This window comes from Cupriavidus malaysiensis, from assembly GCF_001854325.1.
In the GTDB taxonomy this organism is placed as follows: Bacteria; Pseudomonadota; Gammaproteobacteria; order Burkholderiales; family Burkholderiaceae; genus Cupriavidus; species Cupriavidus malaysiensis.
In genome coordinates this window covers 832,190-848,687 of record NZ_CP017754.1, presented here as the reverse complement: position 1 = coordinate 848,687, position 16,498 = coordinate 832,190, and the positions used below count along the sequence as shown (strand labels likewise).

Sequence of the window (16,498 nt, the reverse complement as noted above, 5' to 3'; positions counted from 1 at the left end):
GCGCCCCACGGCGCCGCCCGAGCAGGAGTCCCGTCATGGATGCCGCCGTCAGCCTGAGCCTGGTCCAGGTCGCCAAACCCGAGGCGGCCAACTTCATCTTCGGCCAATCCCACTTCATCAAGACCGTGGAAGACATCCACGAGGCCGTGGCGGGCACCGTGCCCGGCGCACGCTTCGGGCTGGCCTTCTGCGAGGCCTCCGGCAAGCGCCTGGTGCGCTGGTCCGGCACCGAGGAAGCGCTGGTCGACCTGGCCTGCGAGAACGCCCTGGCGGTCGGCGCCGGCCACAGCTTCTTCCTCTTCCTGGGCGACGGGCTGTTTCCCGTCAATGTGCTGGCGGCCGTGCGGGCGGTGCCCGAGCTATGCCGCATCTACTGCGCCACGGCCAACCCGGTGCAGGTCATCGTGGCGCAGACGGCGCAGGGACGCGCGGTGCTCGGCGTGGTGGACGGCGCCGGTCCGCTCGGCCTCGAGACCGAGGCGGACATTGCCGAACGGCGGGGCCTGCTGCGCGCGCTCGGCTACAAGCTGTAGGCTTGCGCCGGCGGCGGCGTGCTGCGTTCAGTGCGCCTGCGGTACCGGTGCCGCGGGCGGCGCGTCGCCTTCCTTCAGGCGGCTGCGATTCAGCACCCCGGCCTGCTCCAGCACCGGGTAGGCGGTCGCGCAGAACAGCGAATTCAGGCGCTTCAGGTCGCTGATCACGTCGAGATGCAGCGAACTGGTCTCGATGCTCTCGGCGGTCTGCTCGGCCACGCGGTGCAGGTGGGAACGCGCGAACTTGAATTCCAGCTCGCGGAAGTTGGCCTTCTCCGCCATCAGTTGCTGCGCGCTCTTCAGGTCGCCGTTGAGGAAGACCGACAGGCCCAGCCGCAAGTTGGCCACCAGGCGCGCGTGCATCTCGGCGATCTCCTGCATGCCGGCCGCGGAGAAGGCCAGGTTGTGCGCGATCTTCTTGTCGCGCGCATCCAGCAGCAGGCGCTCGATGATGTCGCCGGCATGCTCCAGGTTGATGGTCAGCGAGATGATCTCGGTCCAGCGCTGGCCGTCGCGCTCGTCGAGGGCCTCCAGGCTGATGCGGGTCAGGTAGAGCTTGATCGCGGTGTAGAGGTCGTCGACCTCGTTGTCGATGCGGCAGGTGGCTGCCGCCAGCTTGGCATCGTTGTTGCGCAGCACGCGCAGCATATTGTCGAGCATCTGCTCGATGCGGTCGCCGATGCGCAGCACCTCGCGCGCGGCATTGGCCAGCGCCAGCGTCGGCGTCGGCAGCGCGGCCTGGTCGAGGTAGCGCGGCGTGACCTGGCTTTCTCCCGTATTGCGCCCCGGCAGCACCGCTTCGCACAGGCGCGCCAGCGGCCCGGTGGCGCCCAGCAGCAGCGCGGCCAGCCCGATATTGAACAGCAGGTGGAAGCTGACCACCTGCCGCTGCGCATCGGCGCCCAGCAGGGCGAGCAGGTCCTGTGCCTGCGTCAGCAGCGGCAGCGCGACCAGGCAGCCGAGCAGGCGCGAGAGCAGATTGCCGAGCGCCACGCGCTTGCCCGGCTGGTTGTTGCCCGAGGTGGTCAGCATGGCGGAAATGCCGGAGCCGAGGTTGGCGCCCAGCACCAGCGCCAGGGCCACGTGGATCGACACCACCCCGGCCGAGGCCAGCGCACCGCAGAACAGCACCACCGCCAGGCTCGAGTAGCACAGGATGGTGATCAGCGCGCCGATCAGCATGTCCAGCGAAGGGTCGCCGGTCAGGGTGCTGAACAGCACCTTGACGCCGGCCGCCTGCACCACGGGACGGGTGGCGATCGAGATCAGTTCCAGCGCCAGCGTGATCAGCCCCAGCCCGATCAGCACCCGCCCGACGTGGCCCGGCTTGCTGCCCTTCCACGACAAGTGAAGGATCACGCCGACGAAGATCAGCAGCGGTGACAGCCACGACAGGTCGAGCGAGAACACCTGCACCATCAGCGCCGTGCCGACGTTGGCGCCCAGCATGATGGCCAGCGCCGGCGCCACTGCGATCAGGCCCTGGCCGACGAAAGAACTGACGATGACCGCGGTCGCATTGCTGCTCTGGACCAGGCCGGTAACGCCCAGGCCGGCGAGAAAGGCGGTGAAGCGGTTGGAGATGCTGGCCGACAGCACGTGGCGCAGGTTGGCGCCGTACACGCGCAGGATGCCGACCTTGACGATGTTGGTTCCCCAGACCAGCAGGGCGACGCCCGAGAGGAGATGAAGTAGAACGCCCATGGGAGCCCTTCTGCGACCGGTGCCAGGCGGCTGCGGGCGCAGGCGGGCCCGGTCATCGTGTCGTTATCAAGGGGGCATTATGCGCGTCCCCCCGGGTGGGGGCAACATCATAGGACCGGTCGGAAAATCCCCGTGCCCCTTGCCCGCCCCAGCACCGGGCCGGCGCCACACCACCGTTGCAGCGGCGCCACGCCGGAGCGGCCGCCCCGCCTCAGGGCAATGCGACCCTGATGCCGAGCGCGAGGAAGATCGCGCCGGCCACGCGGTCCAGCCAGCGGCCGGCGCCGGGACGGCGCCGCAGCCAGCCGCCGAGCGTGCCGGCGCACAGCGCGAAGGCGGTGAACACCACCGCCGTCTGCAGCATGAACACCACGCCCAGCAGCAGCATCTGCCAGCCGGCGTCGGCGGCATCGGCCTTGACGAACTGCGGCAGGAACACCAGGAAGAAGAGCGTGACCTTGGGATTCATCAGGTTGGCCAGCACGCTCTGGCGGAACACCTTGCCGAGCGGCACGGCGGCGCTGTCCATGCCGCCGGCCAGCGCACCGCGCGAGCGCAGGGCCTGGACGCCGAGCCAGACCAGGTAGGCCGCGCCGGCCAGCTTGATGGCCTCGAACACCAGCGGAGACGAACGCAGCACGGCGGCCAGCCCGACGGCTGCCACCACCGTGTGGACCAGACACCCGGAGGCGAAGCCCAGCCCGGCCGCCACGCCGGCGCGCCGGCCCTGCGCCATGCCGCGCGCCAGCACCTGGAGATTGTCCGGCCCGGGCGCCACCGTGATGGCCACCGAGGTGATCAGGAAGAGCAGCAGGTCAGGCATGGGGAATGGCTCCGGCAAGGGCGATCGGCGGATCGGTCTGGTGCGGCGGCGATCCGGCGCGCGGGACACCGTCCGCGCGCCGGCTGAGGCATCAGTGGCCGTCGAAGCCGCACACCGTGAACAACGGCAGGCCGGCGTCGCGCAGCAGGCGCGAGCCGCCCAGCTCGGGCAGGTCGACGATGGCCGCCCCCTCCACCACCACGCCGCCCAGGCGCTCCAGCAGCTTGCGGCCGGCCATCATGGTGCCGCCGGTGGCGATCAGGTCGTCGATCAGCAGCACGCGGTCGCCGCGCTTGCAGGCGTCGGCGTGGATCTCGACGGTGGCGCTGCCGTATTCCAGCTCGTATTCCTCCGCCACGGTCTGGTAGGGCAGCTTGCCCTTCTTGCGGATCGGCACGAAGCCCAGGTTCAGTTCGTAGGCGACGATCGCGCCCAGGATGAAGCCGCGCGCATCGATGCCGGCGACCAGGTCGAGCCGGGCATCCATGTAGCGGTGCACGAAGACGTCCACCAGCACGCGCAGGGTCTTGGGATCCTGCAGCAGCGGCGTGATGTCGCGGAACTGCACGCCGGGCAGCGGCCAGTCGGGCACGGTGCGGATGCGGTCGCGCAGGTAGCTGGAGACGTCGCCCAGTTCGGGCGAGTCGATCTTGATGTCGGTCATGGTGTCGGGGGACCTGGAGCGGTACGTGAATTGCCTTAGGAAAACGTCTGCGGGCGTCCGGCCGCGGTGCCTCGGGCCTGGCCGCCATGGCGTGGCCGCGCCTGCGGTATCGGGCTACCACCCGCACCGGGGCGGACGGCAACACAATGGACTGCACCGTCAGATACGGAGCCGCGGCGCCGGAATCGGTCCGGCACCGGCCGTGCAACCCGTAACCATAGCAGGAGACAGCAATGGCCAAGAAGATTTTGATGCTGGTCGGCGACTATGCCGAAGACTACGAGACCATGGTTCCCTTCCAGGCGCTGCAGATGGTGGGGCACACCGTGCACGCCGTCTGCCCGGACAAGAAGGCGGGTGACCAGTGCGCCACCGCGATCCACGACTTCGAAGGCGACCAGACCTACAGCGAGAAGCGCGGCCACAACTTCACGCTGAACGCCACCTTCGCCGAAGTGGACCCGGCGGCCTACGACGCGCTGCTCATCCCCGGCGGCCGGGCCCCCGAGTACCTGCGCCTGAACGCGCGCGTGCTGGAGATCGTGCGCCATTTCGCCGGCACCGACAAACCGATCGCGGCGGTCTGCCACGGCGCCCAGCTGCTGGCCGCGGCCGGCGTGCTCGAAGGCCGCAGCTGCTCGGCCTATCCTGCCTGTGCACCGGAGGTACGGCTGGCCGGCGGCACCTATGCCGAGATCGCGGTGGACCAGGCCCATACCGACGGCAAGCTGGTCACCGCGCCCGCCTGGCCGGCGCACCCGGCCTGGCTGGCGCAGTTCCTTGCGGTACTGGGCACGCGGATCGTACATTAGGGCTTCCGAACGCGGCGCGCCGGCCTGGCGCGCCACACCCGCGCGGGAGTTGCCGATGTGCGAGATCTTCATCCGGGCCAACCCGGAGTCCTACGTATGCCAGTCGCGCTCGCTGCGCCTGCATGGCGTGGCCACCAGCATCCGGCTGGAAAAACTGTTCTGGGAAGTGCTGGCGGAACTGGCGCAGCGCGACGGCATGAGCGTCAGCCAGCTGATCGCGCGGCTGTATGACGAACTCGCCGCCCACCGGGGCGAGGTGGCGAATTTCTCGTCCTTCCTGCGTGTGTGCTGCCTGCGGTACCTGATGCTGCAGGGCGAGGGCCGCATCCCCGCCGACCCGCGCGTGCCGATCCGTTCGCTCGATGCGGCCGCCGTGCTGCGCGACCTGCCACCCGGCTGGGTCGATACGCCGCCCTCGTCCGCCGCGGCCGCGGCAGCGGCAACTGGACGGTCCGCCCGCCGCGTACCCGTTGCGCGCGCCAAGGCCGGGCAGTTGCCTGCCTAGCGGGTCTAGCGGGTCTAGCGGGTCTAGCGCGCCTGAGCGGCCTAGCCGGCCAGCAGCCTCTGTTCGGCGGTGTCCAGCGCCTCGGACGGGCCGCGCAGCACCAGGATGTCGCCCGGCTCGAGCACGGTATCGTCCTGCGGATCGAAGGCACGGATACCGCGGCGGCGCACCGCGGTCACCTCCACCCCCATCTGCGCCAGGCCCAGCGCACCCAGGCGGCGGCCGACCGAACTGGCCTGCGCCCCGAGCGAGATCGAGCGCAGCCGCACCGAATCGCGCTCGAGCATGTCTTCCTCGTCGTCGCGGCCATGGAAGTAGCCGCGCAACAGGCTGTAGCGCGCGTCGCGCGCCTGCTGCACACCGCGCACCACGCGCCGCATCGGCACGCCCAGCAGCACCAGGGCGTGCGAGGCCAGCATCAGGCTGCCTTCGATGATCTCGGGCACCACCTCGGTGGCGCCGGCCTTCTGCAGGGCATCCAGTTCCGAATCGTCGACCGTGCGCACGATCACCGGCAAGCCCGGCTCCAGCTCCTGCACATGGTGCAGGACCCGCAGCGCCGAGGGCGTGTTGGCGTAGGTGACGACCAGCGCCGCGGCGCGGTGGATGCCGGCGGCGATCAGGGCCTCGCGCCGGCCGGCATCGCCGTACACCACGGTCTCGCCCGCGGCGGCGGCCTCGCGCACGCGGTCGGGGTCGAGGTCCAGCGCGACGTAGCCGATGCCCTCGCGCTCCAGCATGCGCGCCAGGTTCTGGCCGCTGCGGCCGTAGCCGCAGATGATGGCGTGCTTCTCGGTCTGCAGGCTCTGCGCCGCGATACGCGTCATGTTGAGGGACTGCAGCAGCCACTCGTTGGCGGCGAAGCGCAGCACGATGGCGTCGCTGTACTGGATCAGGAACGGCGCCGCCAGCATCGACAGCAGCATGGAGGCCAGGATCACCTGGGTCAGCACCGGGTCGAGCAGGTTCAGTCCGTCGATCTGGTTCAGCAGCACGAAGCCGAACTCGCCGGCCTGCGCCAGGCCCAGGCCGGTGCGCATGGCCACGCCCTGGCGCGAGCCGAAGGCGCGCGCCAGCAGCGCGATCAGCACGAACTTGAAGAGGATGGGCAAGAGCAGCAGCAACAGGACCAGCCACAGGTGATCGAGCACCACGCGCACATTGAGCAGCATGCCGATGGTGACGAAGAACAGGCCGAGCAGCACGTCGCGGAAGGGCTTGATGTCCTCTTCCACCTGGTGGCGGTAGGGCGTTTCCGAGATCAGCATGCCGGCGATGAAGGCGCCCAGTGCCATCGACAGGCCCAGCCGCTCGGTGAGCGCGGCCATGCCGAGCGTGACCAGCAGCAGGTTGAGCATGAACAGTTCCTGCGAGCGGCGCGCCGCCACCACGTGGAACCAGCGGCTCATCAGGTTCTTGCCGACGTAGAAGATCAGGCTCAGCGCCACCACGATCTTCACCGCCGCCAGCATCAGCGCGGCCGCCATGTCGCCGGGGTCGCGCGACAGCGCCGGGATCACGATCAGCAGCGGCACCACCGCCAGGTCCTGGAACAGCAGCACGCTGATGATGTTGCGGCCGTGCTCGGTCTCCAGTTCCATGCGCTCGGACAGCATCTTGGAGACGATCGCAGTGGAGGACATCGCAAGCGCGCCGCCGATGGCGATGGCCGCCTGCCAGCTCAGGTGGAACAGCCAGTTGAACAGCAGGCTGGCCGGCAGCACCGCCAGCATGGTCAGCACCACCTGCGACCCGCCCAGGCCGAACACCAGCCGCCGCATGGCGCGCAGCTTGCCGAGGCTGAACTCCAGCCCGATCGAGAACATCAGGAAGACCACGCCGAACTCGGCCAGGTACTGGATCTGCCCCGAATCGCCGGCCAGCGCCAGCGCGTGCGGCCCGATCAGGATGCCGACCGCGAGGTAGCCCAGCATGGGAGGCAGTTGCAGCATGCGGAAGGCGACCACGCCGAATACGGCGGCTGCCAGCAGCACAAGAGTGAGTTCCAGCGGAGAATGCATCGAAAGGCTCTGGGTGGGCCGGCCCGGCGCACGGGCCGCCCGGCGCGGGCCGCCCGCCGGCGGGACCCGGCAAGCGCGGTTGCCGCCCGGGAACGCCCCCCCTGGTGGGACGGGCCAGACGCCATCGCATTCGTTGGTATACTTCGTCGCCATGATAGCCAATTTCGATGCCGATCGAGCACTTCAGCTCGCTCGCAATACCCTGCAGACCGAGGCCGATGCCGTGGCGGCACTGTCCGCCCGCCTGACTCACGAATTTGCGCGCGCGGTGGAGCTCGTCCTCCACTGCAGCGGCCGCGTGGTCGTTTCGGGCATCGGCAAGTCGGGCCATATCGGCCGCAAGGTGGCCGCCACCCTGGCCTCCACCGGCACGCCCGCCTTCTTCGTCCACCCCGCCGAGGCGAGCCACGGCGACCTCGGCATGGTGACGCGCGACGACGTACTGGTCGCCTTCTCCAATTCCGGCGAGACCGGCGAGCTGCTCGCCATCGTGCCGATCGTCAAGCGCATCGGTGCCCGCCTGATCTCGGTGACGGGCAACCCTGCCTCCACGCTCGCCAAGCTGGCGGACGTGCACCTGGATGCCGGTGTCGAGAAGGAAGCCTGCCCGCTGAACCTGGCCCCGACCGCCAGCACCACCGCGGCACTGGCGCTGGGCGACGCGCTCGCGGTGGCGGTGCTGGACGCGCGCGGTTTCGGCGAAGAGGACTTCGCCCGCTCGCACCCGGGCGGGGCGCTCGGGCGCAAGCTGCTGACCCATGTGCGCGACGTGATGCGCAGCGGCAATGCCGTGCCCGAGGTACGCGAAAGCACGCCGCTGGCACAGGCGCTGATGGAAATCACGCGCAAAGGCATGGCCATGACCGCGGTGGTCGACGCCGACGGCCGCGCCATCGGCGTCTTCACCGACGGCGACCTGCGCCGCCTGCTGGAGACCCCGCGCGACTGGAAGACGGTGCCGATCGGCGACGTCATGCACCGTAATCCGCGCAGCATCGGCCCGGACCGGCTGGCGGTCGAGGCGGTACAGCTGATGGAAGCCAACCGCATCAACCAGCTGCTGGTGGTGGACGAGGGCGGGCGCCTGGTCGGCGCGCTGCACATCCACGACCTGACCCGCGCCAAGGTCATCTGAGGCACGTCGGGCGCCCATGCAATCCATCCTGTCTTCCCTCAGCCGGCTCGCCATGCGCGCGCTGCCCATGCTGCTGATGGCGGTGGTCGCCGGCAGCACGTTCTGGCTCGTGCAGATCAACTCGCCGCGCGAAGCCGCGACCGGCCCGAAGACGGCACGCCACGAGCCCGACTACTACATGGACCGCTTCGCGGCCACCGAACTCGACGTGAACGGCGACACCAAGTTGCGCTTCAACGGCGACAAGATGGTGCACTTCGAGGACGACCAGACCTACGAGTTCGCCCGCCCCGCGATGCGCTCCTACGATCCGGGCCGCCCGCCGGTGAGCGGCCGCGCCGACCGCGGCAAGATGAACGCGGACGGCTCGGTCATCGACCTCTACGACAACGGCCTCATCGTGCGGGCGCAGGGTCCCGACCCGGCGCAGGACCCGCAGATGAGCGCGGCCTCCGAGTACTTCCGGATCCTCGTCAACGACGATCTCGTGAAGACCGACAAACCGGTGCAGCTCACCCGCGGCGTCTCCGTGATGAACGCCAACGGCCTGCTCTTCAACAACGTCACGCGCGAAGTACAATTGTTCGGCAACGTGCGCGGCACTATCGTCACCACCCCGCGCGGCGCGCCCGCGCCGAGGTCCTAAGTCATGCAACCGCGCGCGGCAACCCGCAGCCGCCGCTTTCTCCATCCGCTCACCATCATGATGCCTGCCTTGAAGACGTGGTTCCGCGCCCGGATTTCGCCTGCCCTGCTGGCCGCGGCCGCCGCGCTCTGCCTGGCGCCGGCCGCCCACGCCGAGCGCGCCGACCGCGACAAGCCGCTGGTGCTCGAGGCCGACAACGCCAGCTACGATGACGTCAAGCAGGTCTACACGCTGACCGGCAACGTGGTCCTGACCAAGGGCACCATGGTGCTGAAATCGGACGCCGCCGAGCTGCGCACCGACCCCGAGGGCTACCAGTACGCCATCGCCACCGCCAAGCCGGGCAAGCTCGCCTATATCCGCCAGAAGCGCGACAACGTCGACGAGTACATCGACGGCTGGGGCGACCGCATCGAGTACGACGGCAAGCAAGGCATCTCCAAGCTGATCGGCCAGGCCCGCATGGCGCGCCTGGCGGGCGGCAAGCAGATCGACGAGATCCGCGGCGCCGTGATCACCTACGACAGCAACAACGAGTACTACACGGCCAGCAGCAGCGGCGACAAAGGCGCGGTGACCTCCTCGGGACGCGTGCGCGCCGTGCTCTCGCCGCGCCAGCCGGCCAGCGCGCCGGCAGCGCCGCCGCTGGAGCTGAAGTCCGCACCCGCGCCGTCCAAGTCCTGAACCCAGCCGAACGCAACGCATCCAGCGCGCCAGGCGCTCCCAACGCACTGCCCTCATGACCGATACCCAGACCGCCCCCGCCGCCACCGCCAGCAACGGCCAGTCCGCCGGCGGCAGCACGCTGACGGTACGCCACCTGAAGAAGCGCTATGGCTCGCGCACGGTGGTCAAGGACGTCTCGCTCGACGTCAAGAGCGGCGAGGTGGTCGGCCTGCTAGGGCCCAACGGCGCCGGCAAGACCACCTCCTTCTACATGATCGTCGGCCTGGTGGCGCTGGACGAAGGCGACATCGTGCTCGACGGCCTGCACCTGAGCGGCCTGGCCATCCACGAGCGCGCGCGCATGGGCCTGTCCTACCTGCCGCAGGAGGCCTCGGTGTTCCGCAAGCTCAACGTCGAGGAGAACATCCGCGCGGTGCTGGAGCTGCAGATCGTCGACGGCAAGCCGCTGTCGGCGCAGGAGATCGAGCGCCGCCTGGACGCGCTGCTCGACGACCTGCAGATCGCCCACCTGCGCCAGAATCCCGCGCTGTCTCTGTCGGGCGGCGAGCGCCGGCGCGTGGAAATCGCGCGCGCGCTGGCTTCGGCCCCGCGCTTCATCCTGCTCGACGAACCGTTCGCCGGTGTCGACCCGATCGCGGTGGGCGAGATCCAGCGTATCGTCAGCTTCCTCAAGGCGCGCAACATCGGCGTGCTGATCACCGACCACAATGTGCGCGAGACGCTGGGCATCTGCGACCACGCCTACATCATCAGCGAGGGCGCGGTGCTGGCCGAGGGCCGCCCGCAGGAAATCATCGCCAACGAATCGGTGCGCCGGGTCTACCTGGGCGAGAACTTCCGCATGTGATGCGGTGGCCGCGCCTCGCCGGCGCGGGACCGCGACAAAGCGGCAGGAACGTTAGCAATTTTCGTTCCATCGCGCTGCGGATGGGCATAGAATAGGCCGCATGAAACCTTCGCTTCAGCTCCGCCTTTCCCAGCATCTCGCACTGACGCCACAGCTTCAGCAGTCGATCCGGCTGTTGCAGCTTTCCACGCTCGAACTGCAGCAGGAAGTCGAGCAGGCCCTGATCGAAAACCCTCTGCTCGAGCGCGAAAACGATTGGATCGAGAGCCCGCTGCGGGTGGCCGCCGATGGCAGCATCAACGTGCAGAGCGCACCCGCGCCGGCCCCGGCCGAAGCGCAGGGCAATGGCGAGGCACGCAGCGACGAGGGCGGCGGCGATGAAGAGCGCTTCGGCGACGGCGCCGACGACTACGGCAGCGACTGGAGCCTGGACGACTTCGCGCGTCGCCCCCAGGGCGACGAAGACGAGAAGGCGCCGCTGCAACTGCGCGACGCCGAGCCGACCCTGCGCGAGCACCTGATGGAACAGCTCGCGCCGCTGAAGATCTCGGCGCGCGACAAGGGCCTGGCCATCTTCCTGATCGAGTCGCTCGACGACGACGGCTACCTCAGCGCCACGCTCGAGGAGATCTGCGAAGAGCTGCCCGAAGAGCTGGAGTTCGAGATCGAGGAAGTGCAGGCCATGCTGGCCCTGCTGCAGAGCTTCGATCCACCCGGCGTGGGAGCGCGCAATGCGGCCGAATGCCTGGCGCTGCAGCTGCGGCGGCTGTCGCATCCGCAGCGCGAGCTGGCGCTGGGCATCGTCAACCACCACCTGGAACTGCTGGCCGCGCGCGATTACACGCGCTTGAAGAAGGCGCTGCAGGTGGACGAGACGGCGCTGAAGGCAGCACATGACCTGATCCGCTCGCTGGCACCGTATCCGGGCCACGCCTACAACCGTCCGCAGGCCGACTTCGTCGTGCCCGACGTGTTCGTGCGCAAGAGCGGCAGCGGCTGGATCGCCCAACTCAATCCCGACGTGATGCCGCGCCTGCGCATCAACGACATGTACGCGCAGATCCTGCGCGGCGCCAAGGGCGAATCCGGTGCCGCCGGCCTGCAGCAGAAACTGCAGGAAGCCCGCTGGCTGATCAAGAACATCCAGCAGCGCTTCGACACCATCCTGCGTGTCGCACAGGCCATTGTCGAGCGTCAAAAGAACTTCTTCAGCCACGGTGAAATTGCGATGCGCCCCTTGGTTTTGCGGGAGATTGCCGATACACTGGGATTACACGAGTCAACCATCTCTCGGGTGACGACTAACAAATACATGGCCACCCCCATGGGCACTTTCGAGCTGAAGTACTTCTTCGGCAGCCATGTGTCCACGGAAACGGGCGGCGCTGCTTCATCAACGGCTATCCGAGCCTTGATCAAGCAACTGATAGGAGCCGAAGACCCGAAGAATCCCCTGTCCGACAGCCGAATTGCCGAATTGCTGGGCGATCAGGGCTTCGTCGTGGCGCGCCGGACGGTCGCCAAGTACCGAGAAGCGCTGAAGATCCCGGCAGTCAATCTCCGCAAGTCTTTGTAGCCGAGCCGCATCGCCTGCCTGGTGTGGCTCTTTCAGAAGGAGAAGCGCTATGAACTTCAAGATCAGTGGACACCACCTGGACATCACGCCACCCCTGCGTGAGTACGTGGAAACGAAGCTGGAGCGTATCGTCAGGCATTTCGATCAAGTCATCGGCGTTAGCGTGCTGCTCTCTGTCGACAACCACAAGGAAAAGGACAGGCGTCAGTACGCGGAAATCAATCTGCATCTGAAGGGCAAGGACATCTTCGTCGAGGCGCACCACGAAGACCTGTATGCGGCGATCGACGCACTGGTCGACAAGCTGGACCGTCAGGTCATCCGGTACAAGGACCGCGTGCAGAGCCACGACCGGGAATCCGTGAAGTACCAGATGGCTGCCGCACAGATGCAGCAATAGCCAGAGAAAACAATAAGAACAATCTGCCTGATCTGCCTTGAGGCCGCCCGTCGGCCACCAGCACAAGGGCCAGACCACGAACCGCGCATAAAGCGCGGTTTTTTGCTTTTGGCGGACCGGCTCGCGTGCACGCCCCGTACACGCCCTCGTCCGGGGGAGTTCGCAAGTGGCGCGACGCAGTGTATGCTCTCCAATACATGAGTCGCCGCTACCGCCGGGACCGCGGCTTGCGCGCCGCACAAGAAGGCGGGCGGGCTGCTCTATAATGGTCCGATACTCCGCATGCCGGCGCCCGACCGGCGGAGCGAGCGGATATTCCGCCTCTTTGACCCGGCCGGGCGCGCAGCGCACCGGGCCGCTTATCTGGAATCCCTGCGCACCTGCCATGAACCGTTTGGCCAAATTGCTGCCGCCAGGCAACATCACACTCGACGTCAGCGTCACCAGCAAGAAGCGCGTCTTCGAACAGGCCGGACTCCTCTTCGAGAACAACCATGGCGTGGCGCGGGCCACGGTCACCGACAACCTGTTCGCGCGCGAGTCGCTGGGCTCGACCGGGCTGGGCGCGGGCGTGGCCATCCCGCATGGCCGCATCAAGGGCCTGAAGCAACCGCTGGCCGCCTTCATGCGTCTGGCCGAGCCGATCCCATTCGAATCGCCCGACGGCAAGCCGGTGTCGCTGCTGATCTTCCTGCTGGTACCCGAGCAGGCCACCCAGCAACATCTCGAGATCCTGTCGGAGATCGCCCAGTTGCTGTCCGACCGCGACATGCGCGAAGGCCTGGCCACGCTGCCGACGCCCGAAGCCGTGCACCAGCTCCTGACCGAATGGCATCCCTGACCGGCGCTCCGCCCGCAGGCGCGGGCCAAGGCACCGGCGGCGGGTCCTAGCGCTTTCCAGCCCCACCAGACTCCCCCGCATGGAACTCACCGGCGTTTCTTCCCAGTCCATCTTCGACGACAACGCAGCCGACCTCAAACTCTCATGGGTGGCGGGTCTCGAGGGGGCGGATCGCGCCTTCGACGTGGATTTCGCCCGCGAAGCCACCTCGGCCGCCGACCTCGTGGGCCACCTGAACCTGATCCACCCCAACCGCATCCAGGTCCTCGGCAAACCCGAGATCACCTACTACCAGCGGCTGGACGACGAGATGCGCAAGCGGCAGATGGGCGAGCTGATCCTGCTCGAGCCGCCCTTCCTGGTGGTCGCCGACGGCATGGAGCCACCGCCCGACCTGGAACTGCGCTGCACGCGCTCTTCCACACCGCTGTTCACCACGCCGGTATCCTCGGCGGCCGTGATCGACCACCTGCGCCTCTACCTGTCGCGCATCTCGGCGCCGCGCGTGACCATGCACGGGGTATTCCTCGACATTCTCGGCATGGGCGTGCTGATCATGGGCGAATCTGGCCTGGGCAAGAGCGAACTGGGCCTGGAACTGATCTCGCGCGGCCACGGCCTGGTGGCCGATGACGCGGTCGACTTCGTGCGCCTGGGTCCGGACTTCGTCGAAGGACGCTGCCCGCCATTGCTGCAGAACCTGCTCGAGGTGCGCGGCCTGGGCCTGCTCGACATCAAGACCATCTTCGGCGAGACGGCGGTGCGCCGGAAGATGAAGCTCAAGCTGGTGGTGCAACTGGTGCGCCGCAACGACGGCGAGTTCGAGCGGCTGCCGCTCGATTCGCAGTACCTGGACGTACTGGGCCTGCCGATCCACATGGTGAAGATCCAGGTTGCGGCCGGCCGCAACCTGGCGGTGCTGGTCGAGGCTGCGGTGCGCAACACCATCCTGCGCCTGCGCGGCATCGACACGCTGCGCGACTTCATGGACCGCCAGCGGGCCGCGATGCAGGCCGACGCGGTCTCGCGGGGCCAGGGAAGACTGCTCTGACGCCGGCCGGCATGCCGCCGGCCGCTGCTTGCAATTGCTTACAGGAACACGGGCGCGGCCGTCAACGCAGGCCGGCGGCGCGCCGTTGTGTGCGGTAGTGGGCATCGAGCCCAGTCAGACACCGCGGCGCCGGCATGGCACGCGGCCATGAAGTCTTCCACAGCCAGGAGAAGAGCATGAAGAAGATGATCGCGATCTGTGCACTGCTGACCCCGCTGTTCGCCACGGGAGCATTCGCCCAAGGCTCGGCGCCCGCGGCGGCCAACTCCCAGCAGGACAAGATGAAAGCCTGCAATACGCAGGCCTCCGGCAAGAAGGGCGACGAGCGCAAGACCTTCATGAAGGATTGCCTGTCCAACAAGCCGGCCGCGGCGGCGGCGCCGATGACCCAGCAGGAGAAGATGTCGGCCTGCAGCAAGCAAGGCAAGGGCAAGAAGGGGGATGACTACAAGTCCTTCATGAAGGACTGCCTGTCCAAGTAAGGACCTCAGGGCGCTGGCGGAGCCCCCCGCCGGCCCCGCCTGGCACGCCCGCGGCAGCGCCGGGCGGCGGTCATGACGGCGACATGCGCTGATGCTATGCTTGCCGTGCTATGCGCATCATTCTTATCACCGGGATCTCCGGCTCCGGCAAGTCCGTCGCACTGAATGTGCTCGAGGACGCAGGTTATTACTGCGTGGACAACCTGCCCGCGCAATTCCTGCCGGAACTTGCCCGCTATCTGGCATCGCAGGGCCACACCCACCTGGGCGTCGCGATCGACGTACGCAGCCGAGAGTCGCTCGACCAGCTGCCCGACGTGCTGCGCAACCTGCGTGCCGAGCACCGGGTGCAGGTCATCTTCCTCACCGCCAATACCGAGGCGCTGGTGCAGCGCTACTCGGAAACGCGGCGGCGCCACCCGCTCTCGATCCGTGCCGACGATACCGGGCAGTCGCCCGCGCCTGAGCCGGCGCTCAGCGACACCTCGCTGATCGAGGCCATCGAGATGGAGCGCGAACTGCTCAATCCGCTGGCCGAGTCTGCCCACCGCATCGACACCAGCAGCGTGCGCACCAATACCCTGCGCGCCTGGATCAAGGAAATCATCCGCGACGAGCCGCTGCAGCTGACCCTGCTGTTCGAGTCGTTCGGCTTCAAGCATGGCGTGCCGAGCGACGCTGACCTCGTCTTCGACGTGCGCTCGCTGCCTAACCCCTTCTACGATCTCGCGCTGCGGCCGCTGACCGGGCGCGACGTGCCGGTGATGGAATTCCTGGAAAGCCAGCCGATGGTGCTGGAGATGGCGGAAGATATCCGCAGCTATGTGGAAAAGTGGCTGCCGAGTTTCATCGCCGACAACCGCAGCTACCTGACCGTGGCGATCGGATGCACTGGCGGGCAGCACCGCTCCGTCTATATTGTGGAAAGGCTCGCCAGCTATTTCCGCGCCCATGGTAATGTGCTGGTGAGGCACCGCGAACTCGTGCCGGCCGGCTGAAGGCCGCCCGGCGTCCCTGCTCCCGGCCCGAGGCGGCAACCGCCCCAGGCCCTTGCTGGCTTGCGCATGGCTCCCACCCAACCAGGCAGTCCCGCCGGCGCCGCCGGTGCCGCTTCCGGCACGGAGACGCAGACGCTGGAATCCCTGCCGCTGTTTCCGCTGCACACCGTCCTGTTTCCCGATGGCCACCTGCCCTTGCGCGTGTTCGAGCCGCGCTATGTCGACATGGTGCGCCGCTGCCTGCGTGACGGCACGCCTTTCGGTGTCTGCCTGATCCAGAGTGGCGAGGAGGTGGCCGCACCCGGCAGCGTCACCGTACCCGAAGCGATCGGCTGCCTGGCCGAGATCGTCGACTGCAATATGGAGCAGCTGGGCGTGCTGCTGATCGAGACGCACGGCACCCAGCGCTTCCGTACGCTCGAGCACGGCACGCGCGAGGATGGGCTGCTGGTGGCGCGCGCCGAAACGCTGCCGCCCGACGTGCTCGACTGCAAGGAAGAGTTGCTCGGAGAATGCACCGCCGCCTTGCGCCGCATCGTCGCGGCCGTCCACGCCGAGGCGTCAGGCAGGAAGCTGTTCACGGAACCGCAACGCTGGCACGATCCGGGCTGGATCGCGAACCGGCTGTGCGAACTGCTGCCGGTTCCGCTCAAGGCCAAGCAGATGCTGATGGCCCTGCCCGATGCCGGCATGCGCATCGAGATCGTGCACCGCTACATGCGGCAGCACCACATCGTCTAGTCCGTCCCGCCCCGCCCCGCCCCGTCCGGCCA

Annotated in this window: 18 protein-coding genes; 14 read left to right on the top strand and 4 right to left on the bottom strand. The window is 68.0% G+C overall.

Annotated elements, in window-relative coordinates; translation table 11 throughout:
* Positions 1-35 precede the first annotated feature (35 nt).
* Positions 36-533 (top strand): adenosine-specific kinase, encoded by a 498-nt coding sequence (locus tag BKK80_RS03710; RefSeq protein WP_071010926.1) that lies wholly within the window; start codon positions 36-38, stop codon positions 531-533.
* A 27-nt stretch (positions 534-560) separates the two neighbouring features.
* On the opposite strand, the gene BKK80_RS03705 is transcribed toward BKK80_RS03710, so the two are convergent.
* The 3 genes from BKK80_RS03705 to BKK80_RS03695 all read right to left on the bottom strand — a co-directional run bounded on the left by BKK80_RS03705 (position 561) and on the right by BKK80_RS03695 (position 3,724).
* Positions 561-2,237, bottom strand: coding sequence for a Na/Pi cotransporter family protein (locus BKK80_RS03705; RefSeq protein ID WP_071010925.1), 1,677 nt, complete (start codon positions 2,235-2,237; stop codon positions 561-563).
* A gap of 211 nt (positions 2,238-2,448) precedes the next feature.
* Positions 2,449-3,060, bottom strand: a complete 612-nt coding sequence (locus BKK80_RS03700) for a LysE family translocator (protein ID WP_071010924.1) — start codon at positions 3,058-3,060, stop codon at positions 2,449-2,451.
* Between the two features lie 91 nt (positions 3,061-3,151).
* A complete protein-coding gene (locus tag BKK80_RS03695; RefSeq protein WP_071010923.1) occupies positions 3,152-3,724 on the bottom strand; it encodes an adenine phosphoribosyltransferase in 573 nt (190 codons plus the stop codon).
* Between the two features lie 233 nt (positions 3,725-3,957).
* On the opposite strand from BKK80_RS03695, the gene BKK80_RS03690 reads away from it, so the two are divergent.
* Positions 3,958-4,536: a DJ-1/PfpI family protein gene (locus BKK80_RS03690; protein WP_071068599.1), complete on the top strand. Its 579-nt coding sequence runs from the start codon at positions 3,958-3,960 to the stop codon at positions 4,534-4,536.
* A gap of 55 nt (positions 4,537-4,591) precedes the next feature.
* Complete coding sequence (locus BKK80_RS03685; protein ID WP_083383928.1) at positions 4,592-5,041, top strand: ribbon-helix-helix domain-containing protein; 450 nt, start codon at positions 4,592-4,594, stop codon at positions 5,039-5,041.
* 41 nt (positions 5,042-5,082) lie between these two features.
* Here the strand turns inward: BKK80_RS03685 and BKK80_RS03680 are convergent, their stop codons facing one another.
* The gene (locus tag BKK80_RS03680) at positions 5,083-7,062 is read right to left on the bottom strand and encodes a monovalent cation:proton antiporter family protein (RefSeq protein WP_071010921.1); all 1,980 of its coding nucleotides are present in this window, start codon (positions 7,060-7,062) and stop codon (positions 5,083-5,085) included.
* Between the two features lie 151 nt (positions 7,063-7,213).
* Here BKK80_RS03680 and BKK80_RS03675 point away from each other — a divergent pair, with 151 nt between their 5' ends.
* The 11 genes from BKK80_RS03675 (at position 7,214) to BKK80_RS03625 (ending at position 16,466) form a co-directional block, all read left to right on the top strand.
* Positions 7,214-8,197 carry a KpsF/GutQ family sugar-phosphate isomerase gene (locus tag BKK80_RS03675; RefSeq protein ID WP_071038473.1) on the top strand — a complete coding sequence of 328 codons (984 nt, stop codon included), beginning with the start codon at positions 7,214-7,216 and terminating at the stop codon, positions 8,195-8,197.
* 16 nt (positions 8,198-8,213) lie between these two features.
* Positions 8,214-8,843 (top strand): LPS export ABC transporter periplasmic protein LptC, encoded by a 630-nt coding sequence (gene lptC, locus BKK80_RS03670; RefSeq protein WP_071068598.1) that lies wholly within the window; start codon positions 8,214-8,216, stop codon positions 8,841-8,843.
* 57 nt (positions 8,844-8,900) lie between these two features.
* A complete protein-coding gene (gene lptA / locus BKK80_RS03665; protein WP_071070655.1) occupies positions 8,901-9,527 on the top strand; it encodes a lipopolysaccharide transport periplasmic protein LptA in 627 nt (208 codons plus the stop codon).
* 55 nt (positions 9,528-9,582) lie between these two features.
* The gene (gene lptB, locus BKK80_RS03660; protein ID WP_071010919.1) at positions 9,583-10,377 is read left to right on the top strand and encodes an LPS export ABC transporter ATP-binding protein; all 795 of its coding nucleotides are present in this window, start codon (positions 9,583-9,585) and stop codon (positions 10,375-10,377) included.
* Between the two features lie 100 nt (positions 10,378-10,477).
* Positions 10,478-11,953, top strand: coding sequence for an RNA polymerase factor sigma-54 (locus BKK80_RS03655; RefSeq protein WP_071010918.1), 1,476 nt, complete (start codon positions 10,478-10,480; stop codon positions 11,951-11,953).
* Between the two features lie 49 nt (positions 11,954-12,002).
* Positions 12,003-12,353 carry a ribosome hibernation-promoting factor, HPF/YfiA family gene (gene hpf, locus BKK80_RS03650; protein WP_071010917.1) on the top strand — a complete coding sequence of 117 codons (351 nt, stop codon included), beginning with the start codon at positions 12,003-12,005 and terminating at the stop codon, positions 12,351-12,353.
* 385 nt (positions 12,354-12,738) lie between these two features.
* Positions 12,739-13,194 carry a PTS IIA-like nitrogen regulatory protein PtsN gene (gene ptsN / locus BKK80_RS03645; protein ID WP_071010916.1) on the top strand — a complete coding sequence of 152 codons (456 nt, stop codon included), beginning with the start codon at positions 12,739-12,741 and terminating at the stop codon, positions 13,192-13,194.
* A 79-nt stretch (positions 13,195-13,273) separates the two neighbouring features.
* Positions 13,274-14,245, top strand: coding sequence for an HPr(Ser) kinase/phosphatase (gene hprK / locus BKK80_RS03640; protein ID WP_071010915.1), 972 nt, complete (start codon positions 13,274-13,276; stop codon positions 14,243-14,245).
* Positions 14,246-14,421: 176 nt separating this feature from the next.
* The gene (locus BKK80_RS03635) at positions 14,422-14,727 is read left to right on the top strand and encodes a PsiF family protein (RefSeq protein ID WP_071016037.1); all 306 of its coding nucleotides are present in this window, start codon (positions 14,422-14,424) and stop codon (positions 14,725-14,727) included.
* A gap of 110 nt (positions 14,728-14,837) precedes the next feature.
* Complete coding sequence (gene rapZ / locus BKK80_RS03630) at positions 14,838-15,725, top strand: RNase adapter RapZ (RefSeq protein WP_071010914.1); 888 nt, start codon at positions 14,838-14,840, stop codon at positions 15,723-15,725.
* A 66-nt stretch (positions 15,726-15,791) separates the two neighbouring features.
* On the top strand, positions 15,792-16,466 hold the full coding sequence (locus BKK80_RS03625; protein ID WP_084084615.1) for an LON peptidase substrate-binding domain-containing protein: 675 nt from the start codon (positions 15,792-15,794) through the stop codon (positions 16,464-16,466).
* Positions 16,467-16,498 lie beyond the last annotated feature (32 nt).

Coding starts and splice junctions, on each gene's coding strand:
- BKK80_RS03710 (WP_071010926.1), top strand. CDS start 36: ATGGATGCCGCCGTCAGCCTGAGCCTGGTCCAGGTCGCCAAACCCGAG.
- BKK80_RS03705 (WP_071010925.1), bottom strand. CDS start 2,237: ATGGGCGTTCTACTTCATCTCCTCTCGGGCGTCGCCCTGCTGGTCTGG.
- BKK80_RS03700 (WP_071010924.1), bottom strand. CDS start 3,060: ATGCCTGACCTGCTGCTCTTCCTGATCACCTCGGTGGCCATCACGGTG.
- BKK80_RS03695 (WP_071010923.1), bottom strand. CDS start 3,724: ATGACCGACATCAAGATCGACTCGCCCGAACTGGGCGACGTCTCCAGC.
- BKK80_RS03690 (WP_071068599.1), top strand. CDS start 3,958: ATGGCCAAGAAGATTTTGATGCTGGTCGGCGACTATGCCGAAGACTAC.
- BKK80_RS03685 (WP_083383928.1), top strand. CDS start 4,592: ATGTGCGAGATCTTCATCCGGGCCAACCCGGAGTCCTACGTATGCCAG.
- BKK80_RS03680 (WP_071010921.1), bottom strand. CDS start 7,062: ATGCATTCTCCGCTGGAACTCACTCTTGTGCTGCTGGCAGCCGCCGTA.
- BKK80_RS03675 (WP_071038473.1), top strand. CDS start 7,214: ATGATAGCCAATTTCGATGCCGATCGAGCACTTCAGCTCGCTCGCAAT.
- lptC (WP_071068598.1), top strand. CDS start 8,214: ATGCAATCCATCCTGTCTTCCCTCAGCCGGCTCGCCATGCGCGCGCTG.
- lptA (WP_071070655.1), top strand. CDS start 8,901: ATGATGCCTGCCTTGAAGACGTGGTTCCGCGCCCGGATTTCGCCTGCC.
- lptB (WP_071010919.1), top strand. CDS start 9,583: ATGACCGATACCCAGACCGCCCCCGCCGCCACCGCCAGCAACGGCCAG.
- BKK80_RS03655 (WP_071010918.1), top strand. CDS start 10,478: ATGAAACCTTCGCTTCAGCTCCGCCTTTCCCAGCATCTCGCACTGACG.
- hpf (WP_071010917.1), top strand. CDS start 12,003: ATGAACTTCAAGATCAGTGGACACCACCTGGACATCACGCCACCCCTG.
- ptsN (WP_071010916.1), top strand. CDS start 12,739: ATGAACCGTTTGGCCAAATTGCTGCCGCCAGGCAACATCACACTCGAC.
- hprK (WP_071010915.1), top strand. CDS start 13,274: ATGGAACTCACCGGCGTTTCTTCCCAGTCCATCTTCGACGACAACGCA.
- BKK80_RS03635 (WP_071016037.1), top strand. CDS start 14,422: ATGAAGAAGATGATCGCGATCTGTGCACTGCTGACCCCGCTGTTCGCC.
- rapZ (WP_071010914.1), top strand. CDS start 14,838: ATGCGCATCATTCTTATCACCGGGATCTCCGGCTCCGGCAAGTCCGTC.
- BKK80_RS03625 (WP_084084615.1), top strand. CDS start 15,792: ATGGCTCCCACCCAACCAGGCAGTCCCGCCGGCGCCGCCGGTGCCGCT.